This window comes from Enterococcus sp. DIV1758 (genome assembly GCF_051711985.1).
Lineage (GTDB): Bacteria > Bacillota > Bacilli > Lactobacillales > Enterococcaceae > Enterococcus > Enterococcus faecalis.
Map to the genome: position 1 here is coordinate 59,104 of NZ_JBIOOA010000002.1, position 12,546 is coordinate 71,649.

At 30.0% G+C, this 12,546-nt stretch carries 13 protein-coding genes; 1 reads left to right on the top strand and 12 read right to left on the bottom strand.

Going from position 1 to position 12,546, the window contains the following annotated elements; translation table 11 throughout:
• Nucleotides 1–48: 48 nt before the first annotated feature.
• From IGJ52_RS13790 to IGJ52_RS13805, 4 genes are read right to left on the bottom strand one after another with little or no spacing between them, the layout of a single operon-like run.
• Nucleotides 49–1,050 (bottom strand): DUF916 and DUF3324 domain-containing protein, encoded by a 1,002-nt coding sequence (locus tag IGJ52_RS13790; RefSeq protein WP_438792221.1) that lies wholly within the window; start codon nucleotides 1,048–1,050, stop codon nucleotides 49–51.
• Between the two features lie 58 nt (nucleotides 1,051–1,108).
• Complete coding sequence (locus IGJ52_RS13795; RefSeq protein WP_438792222.1) at nucleotides 1,109–1,636, bottom strand: WxL domain-containing protein; 528 nt, start codon at nucleotides 1,634–1,636, stop codon at nucleotides 1,109–1,111.
• A complete protein-coding gene (locus IGJ52_RS13800; RefSeq protein ID WP_010821191.1) occupies nucleotides 1,623–1,973 on the bottom strand; it encodes an LPXTG cell wall anchor domain-containing protein in 351 nt (116 codons plus the stop codon). The genes IGJ52_RS13795 and IGJ52_RS13800 overlap by 14 nt, the downstream gene beginning before the upstream one ends.
• A gap of 1 nt (nucleotide 1,974) precedes the next feature.
• Nucleotides 1,975–4,194: a lectin-like domain-containing protein gene (locus IGJ52_RS13805; protein WP_438792223.1), complete on the bottom strand. Its 2,220-nt coding sequence runs from the start codon at nucleotides 4,192–4,194 to the stop codon at nucleotides 1,975–1,977.
• A 304-nt stretch (nucleotides 4,195–4,498) separates the two neighbouring features.
• Between IGJ52_RS13805 and IGJ52_RS13810 the strand changes: the two genes are divergently transcribed.
• Nucleotides 4,499–5,068, top strand: coding sequence for a recombinase family protein (locus IGJ52_RS13810; protein WP_010821193.1), 570 nt, complete (start codon nucleotides 4,499–4,501; stop codon nucleotides 5,066–5,068).
• 5 nt (nucleotides 5,069–5,073) lie between these two features.
• Here IGJ52_RS13810 and IGJ52_RS13815 read toward each other — a convergent pair whose 3' ends face one another.
• The 8 genes from IGJ52_RS13815 to IGJ52_RS13850 form a co-directional block, all read right to left on the bottom strand.
• On the bottom strand, nucleotides 5,074–6,591 hold the full coding sequence (locus IGJ52_RS13815) for a hypothetical protein (RefSeq protein ID WP_438792224.1): 1,518 nt from the start codon (nucleotides 6,589–6,591) through the stop codon (nucleotides 5,074–5,076).
• Nucleotides 6,592–7,316: 725 nt separating this feature from the next.
• Nucleotides 7,317–7,949: a nucleotidyltransferase domain-containing protein gene (locus tag IGJ52_RS13820; protein WP_438792225.1), complete on the bottom strand. Its 633-nt coding sequence runs from the start codon at nucleotides 7,947–7,949 to the stop codon at nucleotides 7,317–7,319.
• 114 nt (nucleotides 7,950–8,063) lie between these two features.
• The gene (locus IGJ52_RS13825) at nucleotides 8,064–8,600 is read right to left on the bottom strand and encodes an Asp23/Gls24 family envelope stress response protein (RefSeq protein ID WP_010829182.1); all 537 of its coding nucleotides are present in this window, start codon (nucleotides 8,598–8,600) and stop codon (nucleotides 8,064–8,066) included.
• Nucleotides 8,601–8,629: 29 nt separating this feature from the next.
• A complete protein-coding gene (locus IGJ52_RS13830) occupies nucleotides 8,630–8,818 on the bottom strand; it encodes a DUF2273 domain-containing protein (RefSeq protein WP_010821197.1) in 189 nt (62 codons plus the stop codon).
• Nucleotides 8,819–8,834: 16 nt separating this feature from the next.
• Complete coding sequence (gene amaP / locus IGJ52_RS13835; protein WP_438792226.1) at nucleotides 8,835–9,401, bottom strand: alkaline shock response membrane anchor protein AmaP; 567 nt, start codon at nucleotides 9,399–9,401, stop codon at nucleotides 8,835–8,837.
• Between the two features lie 330 nt (nucleotides 9,402–9,731).
• Nucleotides 9,732–10,133 carry a hypothetical protein gene (locus IGJ52_RS13840; protein WP_438792227.1) on the bottom strand — a complete coding sequence of 134 codons (402 nt, stop codon included), beginning with the start codon at nucleotides 10,131–10,133 and terminating at the stop codon, nucleotides 9,732–9,734.
• Nucleotides 10,134–10,562: 429 nt separating this feature from the next.
• Nucleotides 10,563–11,213, bottom strand: coding sequence for a C39 family peptidase (locus tag IGJ52_RS13845; protein ID WP_438792228.1), 651 nt, complete (start codon nucleotides 11,211–11,213; stop codon nucleotides 10,563–10,565).
• 51 nt (nucleotides 11,214–11,264) lie between these two features.
• On the bottom strand, nucleotides 11,265–12,296 hold the full coding sequence (locus tag IGJ52_RS13850; protein WP_010821201.1) for a M23 family metallopeptidase: 1,032 nt from the start codon (nucleotides 12,294–12,296) through the stop codon (nucleotides 11,265–11,267).
• Nucleotides 12,297–12,546: the final 250 nt, after the last annotated feature.

Below are 12,546 nucleotides of genomic sequence, written 5' to 3' on the forward strand. Positions count from 1 at the left end.
TAAACATCTTTTATTTTTTTAATAAGAGATTATTTAACGCATAAGAAATCAGCTGTTTATTTTGAAATACCTATTTAACATAAGCAATGCAAACACAATAAATAAAATTGAAAGCAGTCCTAAAATATATATAAAATACTTCTCAAAGAAGCTTTCTTTTCTATCAACAGAAGTTTTGTTTAAATTCTCTGCTATTTCTGCTTCAATTTTAAATTTTTTGGAAAAAGACCACTTATTTCCTTCTCCATCAGTCAAATTAATGCTATAAGTATAGTCTCCAGGATCAAATTGCTTATCCCACTCTGTCATAAGATTAAATTTAGAATTGGGAGCAAAGCTCAGTTGATCTTTTGTTTTCTTAATAATGGGATTTTTACTTCCTTTTTTAGTTATTGCTATATCTGCGTTCACTTTTGAGATAATGGTCGGTGTGATGTTTCTTAATTCAAACTTAACATTATTTCTCAAGTTTTCTTGAGAAACTTTTACTTCTCCTCCTTCTAATTTAGGAGAAATTTCTTTAGCTGTTTCCGTAAGTTGAATTGCTAATGTTCGTGTAAATATGTTATTTACACCGTTAGATCCTTTCTCTATAGAAGGCTCTACAGTAATTCCTCCTAAAGCTATCCCTTCAAATGGTGTTTCTGGAACTGATAATTCAAGAGAAACTTCTTTTTCACTATTTGCAGGAACGTCAACAAGCTGTTCTGTTAGTGTTAAACAATCTTTTAAAGATAGTTTCAACGATTCATCTTTTTCAAAATTATTGATAGAGTAATCAATAATTCCGTTTTGATTGGTAGTTGCTGTATTCACATATAGTTTGTATTTTACGCTCTCATTCGAGTTATTCTTAATTTTTATTTTGAGCGTTTGCTTTTGATTTGGTGTGACAGTTAAATCAAAATAGCTAGGAACTTCAGGATTCTGATTTTCTGTTAATACAGGTGTAACAGAAAAATCATTACTGTCAGCTAATACTAGTTGCTGAAAACCTAAAGCTGAGAAAGCAAACATAAGGAATAGCACAGCTTTCTTTATTATTCTCATCATTTTCTCCTCTGTGATAAAAAGCCTCCCGATACGGAGGCTCTTTATGATTAATACTTTATTTAGTTCCTGGACCTTCAGACAAGTTCCATACGATAGTCGTTGTATAAGTAGTGGCCAATTGTTTTTCTGGAACTGTTAACTTAGCGTTTAAACTAACAGTTGTATCAAAATCTGTTGTCTTAATGTCAGTATCTGCAACTGTTGCAATCGTCTGTGGCTGAGAATTTAAATCAGCGGATGATCCAGGTTTAGCTACTGTAGAATTTGATTCAATTTTTGGAGCGACATTTAATCCCATTCCTTTAAAGTTTTCATCTTTTAATTTAGCTGTTAATGTCCACCCTTTACTACTTGAACCACGTAAATCTTCAATGGTAATACTTGATTTATCTTTTTCTGTCGCTGTTGTTCCACCTTTTTTTACGGTAACATCATTAAAAGTGATATTTTTAGTGTCAGAAATTTTAATTCCACCAGATTTTACTAATACAGAAGCTGTGGTTTCTTCCGCATGTACTGACTGTCCAAATCCAAATACTCCTATTGTTGCCAAACCTGCTACTACTAAACTAATCTTCTTCATTCTTATCTTCTCCATTTCGTTTATTATTTATATATATCCCAACTACTCCTAATAAGAGTACTAGTAATCCTATAATTGAGATAGATAAATTAATACGCTCATTCGTTTGTGGTAATCTGTTTTTTTTATTCAATTTCGTGTTTGATTCTTTATATTTTTGTTTACTTGAATCGTTAGTGCTTTCTTTTGACTTTTCAGGTTCTAACGGATCATCATGTATAATTCTTACAGTCACTTTACTTTGTATTTCTTCAGCAAATACAGATACGTTGATGAAACATAATGGAATACTAACAGTTAGAAATAAAAGTAAACTCAATAATAGTTTTTTTATCATACTATGGTCCCTCCACAAGATTCCAAGTAATTGTTGTGGAATATTCTTGACTAGCTAAATTATTTTTTGAAGGGACTTTTAATAATATACCATCAGTGCTTTTCCATTTATTTGAGACTTCAACTTCTAAAGGTTCGGTAGCACTTACCTGTTTATCTTGTGTATAGACAGGAACTGCCGAGCCATTCAAATAGCTGTCAACTCCTTTTTCATTACGATAAATCAAGTATGGTGCAATACCTTTTAAATCGGATGATGCTTTAGCCGTTAGTGTCCAATTCCCTTGTTTATTTGATCCACGGTTATCTTTTATTAAAAGACCCAGACTACCAGAATATTTTCTTTGGACAATCTGTTCACTTTTTGATTTTGAAAATTCTTTAAATGTTAATGTCTTAGGAACTGTATAGGTCAACGTTCCTGGTTCAACGTTTATCGTTACTTCATATTCATATTGCACTTTTTTACCAGTAGTTAATGTTTCTTCAACAAGTATTTTAGCTCTTTTATCTCCAGATGAGGTAGTATCAGGATATTCTACAAATCCCTTTACATCTATATTTGAATAGCCTTTTAAATCAATATAATCTTTAACATGTTCATCTAAATATATATTTGTGGAATAAATTGGTATTTTTCCTGTTTTAGGAGTTAATTGATTGAAGTGTAAAGGACGGTATCCTGACGTAGTAATCTCATAGTAAACTGCTTTTTTAGCATCATTATAAGCTTGCTTCTGTTCATTTTCGTATAGCCAATTTTTGCCAGTTTCAGTTTGCCACGCTCGAACAATATCACCATAGTTTACAGCTTGATTTTGAGCAGTTCCCCACTCTTTCAATTTATCTTTTTTTAATTCATTTCCACTTGCTTTAATGTATTTATCCCCATTATTCGACTCATCTATTTTCAAAATCTGTTTGTTAGATAAGTCAAACCAATTAAAAGTGTAATACTGTTGATTTGGAAAATTTGAATGAATTGCTAGATTATCATCATTTTGACCTTGAGATGCAACAATAGTTGGAGTTGATTCTGTGTATAACGTAAATGCTGCAGATGTTCTACCGTTGGCTCCATAATCATAACTACCATAAACGACACTGTTTCCCCACTTTACATTAACCGGTATTTCAACTTTTTTTTCATTATTGTATTTATCTTTTAGTTTAACAACAATTGTCTTTTTCCCAACACTATAATAATCCACTCCATTTTCTATTGATTCCACTATGACATCATCACCACTTGTTAATGTGAAAAAATTTTTTAAGTTATCTTTATTTATATCAATAGGTTTGCCCAAAGTCGTTTCTTGTGGGATAACATCAACATTTATTGTTTTAGGAATAGACTTAAAACCCACAAATTGTGGTGCCTTTTTATCTCCCGTAGACCCTGTAAACCCCCAGTAAAGCATATTACTACCAAATTTGTCCATATCTAAATGTTTAGTAACTGTCCCATAATCTACATTTTTATTATTTATTACATCATAGTAACTAATACTATAAGTAATTTCTTGTGTATCAGCTTTCCAAGAAACTTTAAATGTTTTGATCATACCATTATTTAGTCTATCACCCCAAGAAGAAGGTACTATTAAATCATTATGCTTCATAGAAAATTTGTCTACGTTATCTTTATTCTTAAACCATCTACCATCAACTTTTGTATAGCTATTTGCAATGTGCCCATAATTGTTAATTGTCTTATCGCCATAAATATCAGCATCCATAGTAAATGGCTCATTATTGGGGTTTGCATATAAATCGAATTCAACACCCCAACCATTTTTAATATAATTGTCAGAATCTAAAACACCCCAAACACCTAATCTTTCGCCAAAATCTCCAATAGCATTCTTTCCTCTAGGATCATTATGCAAAATAAAAGCCATACCATCTCCATTTTGATTTCCAGCGAATAGGTGAACTCCTAAAAATAAATTCATTTCAGTAGACCAGTTTTGACTCATATCTAGCTGATTTTTCGCCCACACAACACCTCTTTGCGAATTTTTATCTTCAGTAACTTGTACAACTTTATTATCTACAATAGTAGTGTCACTTCCTGGAACTCTATATTCAAAATTATCTTCAACTGGTACAAAGTCTTTTGTCGCTTCATTCCATATTTGATTCCAGTCAATTGCATATACATTTTCACATTTATAAAATATTCCAAATCCAAGTAAAAGAATACAACATATTTTTTTCAAATCATTCACCTCTTTTTTATTGTTCTTATAACACGCCTTTTCGTAAGCAAAACAAATGTTTTGCTTACACTTAAAATAACAAAAAAGCACACCATAATTCTCTTGTAATTACCGTGTTTTCTTTCTTAATATGTATTAAAATAAGGGTGTAAGCAAAACATTTGAATAGATGACATACAATAACTGCTCATAAATTATAACAAATATATTGATCTTCTATTATCTTATTTTGACTTTTTTTTCTATTTTGAGATAATATAGCAGGTGATTATCTACTAATCTAAAATTATCTCTGGAGGAATTTATGAAAACAATCGGTTATGCTCGTGTTAGTACCATCCACCAACAATTAGACTCGCAGCTAAATGCATTATCAAATTATGGATGCACAAAAATATTTACAGAATTCGATAGTGGAAGAAATACGCATCGAAGAGAACTTAAACGTGCACTGGACTCTTTAGAATCTGGTGATACTTTTGTAATTTTTAAACTTGATAGATTATCTCGAGGGACAAAGCATTTGTTGTGCTTGATGGAAGACTTTAATGATCGTGGTATTAACTTTATAAGTATTCAAAACAATATTGACACTAGTACTTCAATGGGCAAATTTTTCTTTACAATCATGAGTGCCTTTGCAGAAATGGAGGCTGACCTCATAAGAGAGCGAGTACTGTCTGGGTTAGAGGCTGCAAAAGCGAATGGAAAAACTTTAGGTCGACCATTAGAAAATAAATATATAGACGAAGTTATATATGATTACTTAAACACAACTAACTCTATCGTAGATATTGCAAAAAAATATGATATCTCTAGACCTACAGTTTATAAGTATCTTGAAAGAAAAAAAATTCCATTAAGATCAAACTAAAATTTTTACTCAGAGAATCCTACACTTTTAACAATTTCCTTGTTTATAATTTCATTCAAGTAAGCACCTAGCTTGTTCCAAGCAACTTTATCAAATACGTCTCTAAAATAAAAATATTCCTGATTTGTCTTCACTACGTAATTATCAGATATTATGATGTCGGCATCTTTATAATTATTAACCAATTTTAAAGCATTTGCGCTGTAATTATGGATCAATGCATTCTCAACAACAGATTTATACTCTGGTCTACGTTGAAATTCAACATACACTCCTACTGGAATATCTTTGTTCAACTTGACATATCCCATTATGATTTTCGTAAAATTAAAAACCAATTTATCAAATGAGGGTTCCTTGTAATACTTACTAAAACTTTTTTTGATAGCTGACTTAATGAACTTTTCTGTCTTCTCGTTTCTTAATTGGAATTTGTCAAACTTCATAAATTTATAAAGTTTTAAATAATGAATGACAATAAAATGATTACAAATAGAATATACAAGAAGAAAATAACTATCTTCGGTTAAGGTATATTTTTCACAAATCTGATTGATTAATAAAACACAGGGATTGATTATTTTGTTTCTATTATTATTTACTAGCTCTTTTCCTAGTACTATTTTTTCATTTTTCGTTCTTAGTTCTCTAGTAAAATAATTAAGAATGAATGCTAGCTGAATCAATTCATCATGAAGCTCACCTATCTCTCCTAGTTCTCTTTTCTGTAAGTATGTTAAATACATAGGCAACTCTTTTTCTTTATTTAATATACGACCGACAGATTTAACAGAATCTGGTAGTTCAGCAGATACATACCCTTTTCTGATTGCTACTTCATACACCGCCATGATGATGTTTACTCTTTTCAGATTGGATGGAGAAAAGTTTTTTATTCTTTTAGAGTTTACGAAAGAATGTATAGTTTCTATTTGTAATTCAGATATAGTTTGAAAATACCAACTATTTTTCGATGAAATAATATTTATCATTAGATAGTGTAATAAGCGTATTACCACTTCTTCTCCTGATAAACATAGGATCTTATCACTTTTTTTAAAAATACTTACACCCAGATCCATTATTAAAAAAAAACTTTCAATTTTTTTTAATAATTTATATGTGTAAGACTCGCTGTAGGAAAGGTTATTAGCTAACTCCATTACAGTAAATTTTCTCTGCTCTAAAACAAACAATAAACTGTTATACAAGCTTGAACTAAGTAAATATTTTTCTCGTATATACTGTAACAATTGAACATAGTCTTCATCTTTTACATTTTTTGATAAATGAACAACATTTTTATCTACTATAAGTAATAATTCTTTTTTGTTCTGATCATTGTAATCAGCTATATCTAGCTGAAGACTATTGATAGCTCTCTTCACTTTCTTTTTTGACACTTTTAATTTTCTTTCTAACACCGTTACTTGTATATCATAGTTGTGTAAATCATGAATAATTAGTAATTTTTGAAGCTGTATTTCTGAAAAAAAAAGTCTAAGAACATTTTCAGGTAACAAATTTATCATCCTTTCTAATGAAAAAATACAAAGCTAACTATATAATATATGTAAGTGTCTTTTAAAGTAAAAAAAAAAGCAAGAATTTTTTCAGCTAAATATTTCCAATTACAAAGGAATTCCATTATTACTAAATATATTTAGTAATCTATATAAAAAACGTAAAATTTATAGCTCTTAAGCATCTATGTACAATTTATTATCTAATCACTCAGTATAAACAGAGCTCTACATGAGATGTGAAATTTTATATTTAAAATTTTCCATACTTTTACCATATACATTTTCATTAAAATAGAAAAATAAAACTAGACTTATAACAGATTATAATTAAACATTATTCGATGTATAAAACTTTAATCCTTGTATATCGATTTTTTTATCAAAAATATACTCAGCAGAGTTTCCATAGATATCTGTTTAATACAAGATTTATTGTGTAAACCTTACATATCTTTTCAGTAAAATGATAGAGTATCATTAATAAACAAGATTTATACATATTAACCTTAGTCTATAAATAAATTTTTTAAAAAAAAGTGAACAGAAATAAAAAAATTCTGTTCACTTCACTAATCATCCTAATAAACAAGGTTTAGTATTATTTTTAAAGCGATTTCGGGATTATCTTTTAATACAACTATCACTTTTATACAAGTTGCACTTCAAATATTCTTTAAATTAGTTTCTAATTTATAAATATTTTTCTCGATGAGCACTTGATTTTAATCTTTTACTTCTACTTTTTCTAAGCTATTTCTTAATTGATGTATCCATTTCTCCAAAGATGTATGTGTCGTTTTTTCAAGTACCTCAGCATACAACGCATGTGAAACGGGATCTTTTTTTTTCATATAACTTAATGATTTTTTAGGTCCATAATATTTTAATGAACAAATGTCAAAATATATTTCTAGACTGTCAACTAGAACCCAATATAGTCTATAATATCCTTCAGGATCTTTTCTTAACGATCTAGCTAGCATTTTTTCACACCACTCAATTTGGTCTTTATTTTCTTCGTACTTTTTATACGGAATGGAACTTATTACATCATTTACTCTTTTTTTTAGCCATATTCCTATTTTATCACTGTCATAAACAATTTCTCCATCAAAAATTTGGACAAAACTCATAAAATCAATCTCTGAGTTTTGAAAATAAGACTTGGGATACACAAATAAATCCAATTGGATGTCATCTACAAAAGATGTATCATGTATATATTGACAAGTATTGCTTATTACTAATACGTCAAAATCGCTATTAGTATTATTTGTTTTGTTTGCATAAGATCCATACAAAATAATAGAGCTTGGATCATATTTTTCAAAAATATATTTCATTATTTTTTCCATAAATTTTTCTCCTAATATTTAATATTAGTAACCATAAGCTATACTATAATACATATTCAAAGTAAAAAAAGCGAGAATTTTTTAATTCTCGCTTTAAGTGCACAATATATATACTTATTGTACACGAGATTCAGTTAATTCTTTTGCTTTAGAACTACCTTTTGAAGCTAGTTCTTTTGCTTTATCTGTCTGCTCACTGGTAAAGTTAGTTACTGCTTCTGTAGCATCACCCATTTTATCTTGTAATGTTACAGAATCTTCTTCATGCTGCTCTTCAGTTTTTATATCTACAACATTCACATTCACTTCGATTACTTCTAATCCCGTCATATTTTTAACTTCTCTTGTAATGATTTCTTTCATTTCGTTATAAATTTTATGGATATCTTTTCCATATTCTGCGACAATATCTAAGTCTACCGCCACTTGTTTTTCTCCTACTTCAACATCTACACCAGATGTGACATCATCTGTGTTTACTAGTTTACCAGCCAAATTTGAGAAAAAACCACCGTCTACCGTAAGCAGTCCATCCACTTTCTCCAATGAAATGCCAATAATTTTTTTGATTACTTTGTCTTCATATGTTAATTTTCCTTTAACCACTTCTACTTTTTTTAATTCTTTTGTGTTTTCTTTTGCTTTATCCATTAAAAATCTCTCCTATACGTTTATATTTTTTATTTATTAATGATTTTCCCAAGAAAATCACTTTTGCTAATATAATTCCCTATAAATATACCTAATACAACCATGATAACAACAAGAATTGTTTTAAAAAAACCTACAGTTAAAAATAAAATTGCAAAGACTAATCCCGTTAGTCCGCCAATAATTGGAGACTTATACACTGTTAATATTTCTTTCAAATTCTCCCCTCTTTCTTTATATTACTCGTTTTTTTTCTTTTTTATTATCGTCTGAACGAGCCACATTTTTAAAGATAACTTCTGTTTTTATCGATGTATCTAGTCCAATGAAATTCTTAATATAGGTATCAATTTTTCTAATTGACTGATTCGTCTGATCAATAATATCTATATTACTACTGGTATTTCCAACGATTTTTATTTTTATCTTTTTTTTATACATTTTTACTTTTACTTTCGAATCTTTTAACAAGCTAGACTGGTTTATTTGTGATTGAACTAAACCTATAATCGCACTTTTTTTTATCTCTAATTTGCCTTTATCTTCATTCAACTTGATAGACGTAACTTCTGTAGGGCTTAGAATAGTTACAAAAATAGTTAAAGCAACAGCTATCATTCCTATGACGCTCCCCCAATAAAGATAGAAAGGTAGATATCTACCTATAAAAGGATAGTCTTCTGGCCTGATAAAATGAACGCTCAATGAGTAGACAAATTGATAATGGACAAAAATTGTAAATAAAAAAGTGCCAAAAATAAAAGCAATAAAACTAAAAAGTATTTTTTTCCCCTTCGTCATCGATCCCCCCTACTTTCATATGAAATTTATCACAATAAAATTTTACCAAAAGTATTTATTCTATAAAAATTTTATGCTCAAAATTTTGAGTATTATTAATTAACAATCAACCTAATAGTGGCTAATTAAAACAATATTGTTCTTTTTAATAAAAAAAGTCAGAACATTCCTTTACATAATTTTCAAAGTCTTGAACTTTCTTGGTTACTTAATTCACGAATGTCTCTGCTTTTTAATCATGAATATCAGCAACATTCCATTTCGTACATTTTTTAACTTTAAATTAATCAGCTAAACCTTCATCTGCCATTTTCATTCACTAAAGTTTTTTTATTGAAATGATACAGAAATCACACTATTTCCTATTATTTGAGGTGGTATAGAACGTGTTGTAGCAAAGTCTTTATGCACTCTTACTACTATTTTATCTCCTACTCTAATCTCTTTATTTTTAGGTAACGTGGTGATCAGTCTTCCGCCCTCATTAAATGTATCTAGATTGCTTTGGTCTTCCTCATCGACCACTTTTACGTCATCAAACGAAATAAAATAGTCATCCGTCTGGTCTACTTGCTTCGGTGGTTCGATAAGCGTAGCAGAAAACTCAATCGATGACTGGTCTGATCCACCAGAAATGGATGTATCTTTTTGTTCATTATTTTTTATAAGCAAAAATATAGCAACAAAGAGTATTATTAGCATCATAAAACTAATTATAAATATTTTTTTCATGAGATCCCTCCTTTTTTATACAATCATACCATATTAAATGATTTTTTTTAGGAATAAATTTGCCATATTTTATCGTTTAATAAACTTCTTTGTTAACTAGATGTGTTGTCAATGCCTCTATTATTTTAGATTACTTTTACTGATTTACCCTTTATGTATTATACTTATCAATTATTATCAAATTCTAAAATAGGTTAAAAACAAGTACAAATTAGAAAACCTTCTTAAGGTTAATTTTTGCTACATATTTTTATCAATCCAATCTATAAGGTTGATTAGTAGTGAATAAAAATGTCACTAGGTCATGACCTGCTGACATTAAGATACCTTAAAATATTATTTTACATTCTCTAAAAAAATTTTTTAAGCGGAATATTTTTAAACATAAACATCTTTCTTTTATTTTTAACTAATACTTAATAATACATTTTAACGAATTACAACCGCGAAATTCCTCTCCTTGTATACACTCTCAAATGTATTCTTATCGATCCAATATTTACCAGAAATCAGATCCGATACGTGAAGTTTTCCTTTTTTTGAATCATAACCATCTAAAGTTACTGCATGATTATTATTTACTGCTCTACCAAAATTCCATATTCCCCATCGTGCCGGTTGAAATTTTATCGTCACCCAAGCAACAATTGGATTATTATTTTTCACTTTCTCTAGTAATTCATCTAAAGAATGACCTGACATATCTTGTACATCTCCATATACTTTTCCCCATTTTACTAAAGGCATAGGAGAGATAGCAGAGTAAGTCCATGAGTTTTCAACAAAAGAACTACCTACAAATCCATCATAAAGATTTCCATTAGGAGAGATAGGAATTGTTTTTAAAAACTTGATTAAGTCCCAATCAGGAATTTTTCCTTTATACTGTAAGCCTTGTAATAGTGAAGCCCCCTCACACCCGCTAGGCGCTCCTAAGGAATACTGATCATAATTTTTTACTCCAAGTAAGTTGTAATCTTCAGAAGCAAAAGCATTGGTACTCAGCATAAAGAATACTCCAACAACAGGCAAAATAAATGTTTTTTTCAGTATATTGACTATATCTTTATTTATACTCATTCACCTCTTTAAAATTTATTAAATGCGTAATCGTGCTGTTATTTTTTAAATTTAAAATGGATTAGACTGTGAAATACCAATTTGCAAGTGATCTAACGGTTCTCCAAAAATTCCTGCATAACTATCTAATCCAGGAATAGAACCATTATCTGCACTTACTTTTAACCATCCTGATCGTTTCGTAGTTTGTGAGCGATAGTATGCTTGTGATAATTTTTCTCCCTTAGGAGTTATATAGTTTAACTGAACACCATCAATTGCTTGTCCTTGAATACCTGCTACACCATTCACTGTATCATTTTTATTTCCTTTATTTACCCAAGCTAACCAGCCACTTTGAGCTGTATGAACACGATACTTCATTTCCCCTTTATCTACCTTAATATAAAGCATGTCATGTTGACGATTAGGATAACCTGCAAAACCATCATTAGTATTGTTAAAGTTTGTTACTTCCCCCAACCAAGATCCCCCAAGGACGTGTAAACCATAATGTACATTTGTTGTGAAATTTGTTGGTCCTGGATTTGGAGGTGTAGGCGTAGATCCTCCTTGAAGTATAGGAATTGGGTTAAACCAAGTGCCATCATCTTTATTCCAAGAAGAATGAGCAGCCCGCCATTCTTTCTTTGTCATTCCTAAATGTAAATGACTAGAAGTAAAGTTCCCTATAAGCTGTCCTTTCTTAACAGTTTGTCCCGTGCTAACTTTAATGTCCCCGACATTTCGGCTAAATTCTTGATAGATCACATTTGTATCTCCTGCTTGTAATACAATAAATGCGCCTAATGAACCTCCACCTACAGGATCCCAACCAGCATATAAAATTTTACCATCATGCACAGCATACACACTACCATTTCCATAGATAGCAGAGCCGAAGTCAAATCCATCATGGAAATAAGTGCCTCCTCGATCAAATGCGGTATTCCCAAATTGTTGTCCTTCTTCATATCTTCCCGCATATGGTTTGCCTAGTGGCCAAGACCAATCATTAGAAGCTGCGTTGACAGAATAAGAAGAAAGTACCATAGAAACAACGATAGACAAAACCCCTAGAACAGAAATTAAAATTTTTTTCACAGAAACCCCTCCTAATTAATATTAGTTACAAAACTAATGTACTGCTAGGTACGATATATTTCAAATAATTATGCTAATTTCATATATTTTACTTAATTTATTTGATTTGTTATTACCCACTGATGGGAATAAACCTATTTCATTGAAGTATCTAAATAATCATATCAAAGTGTTAAAGTGGAACGCCTGTGGTTTTCGTAATTTCTATAATTTCAAATTACGGATTTTCGTCCAACAAGGACGATTAATA

Coding starts and splice junctions, on each gene's coding strand:
- IGJ52_RS13825 (WP_010829182.1), bottom strand. CDS start 8,600: ATGGATAAAGCAAAAGAAAACACAAAAGAATTAAAAAAAGTAGAAGTG.
- IGJ52_RS13840 (WP_438792227.1), bottom strand. CDS start 10,133: ATGAAAAAAATATTTATAATTAGTTTTATGATGCTAATAATACTCTTT.
- IGJ52_RS13800 (WP_010821191.1), bottom strand. CDS start 1,973: ATGATAAAAAAACTATTATTGAGTTTACTTTTATTTCTAACTGTTAGT.
- IGJ52_RS13790 (WP_438792221.1), bottom strand. CDS start 1,050: ATGAGAATAATAAAGAAAGCTGTGCTATTCCTTATGTTTGCTTTCTCA.
- amaP (WP_438792226.1), bottom strand. CDS start 9,401: ATGACGAAGGGGAAAAAAATACTTTTTAGTTTTATTGCTTTTATTTTT.
- IGJ52_RS13820 (WP_438792225.1), bottom strand. CDS start 7,949: ATGGAAAAAATAATGAAATATATTTTTGAAAAATATGATCCAAGCTCT.
- IGJ52_RS13810 (WP_010821193.1), top strand. CDS start 4,499: ATGAAAACAATCGGTTATGCTCGTGTTAGTACCATCCACCAACAATTA.
- IGJ52_RS13845 (WP_438792228.1), bottom strand. CDS start 11,213: ATGAGTATAAATAAAGATATAGTCAATATACTGAAAAAAACATTTATT.
- IGJ52_RS13795 (WP_438792222.1), bottom strand. CDS start 1,636: ATGAAGAAGATTAGTTTAGTAGTAGCAGGTTTGGCAACAATAGGAGTA.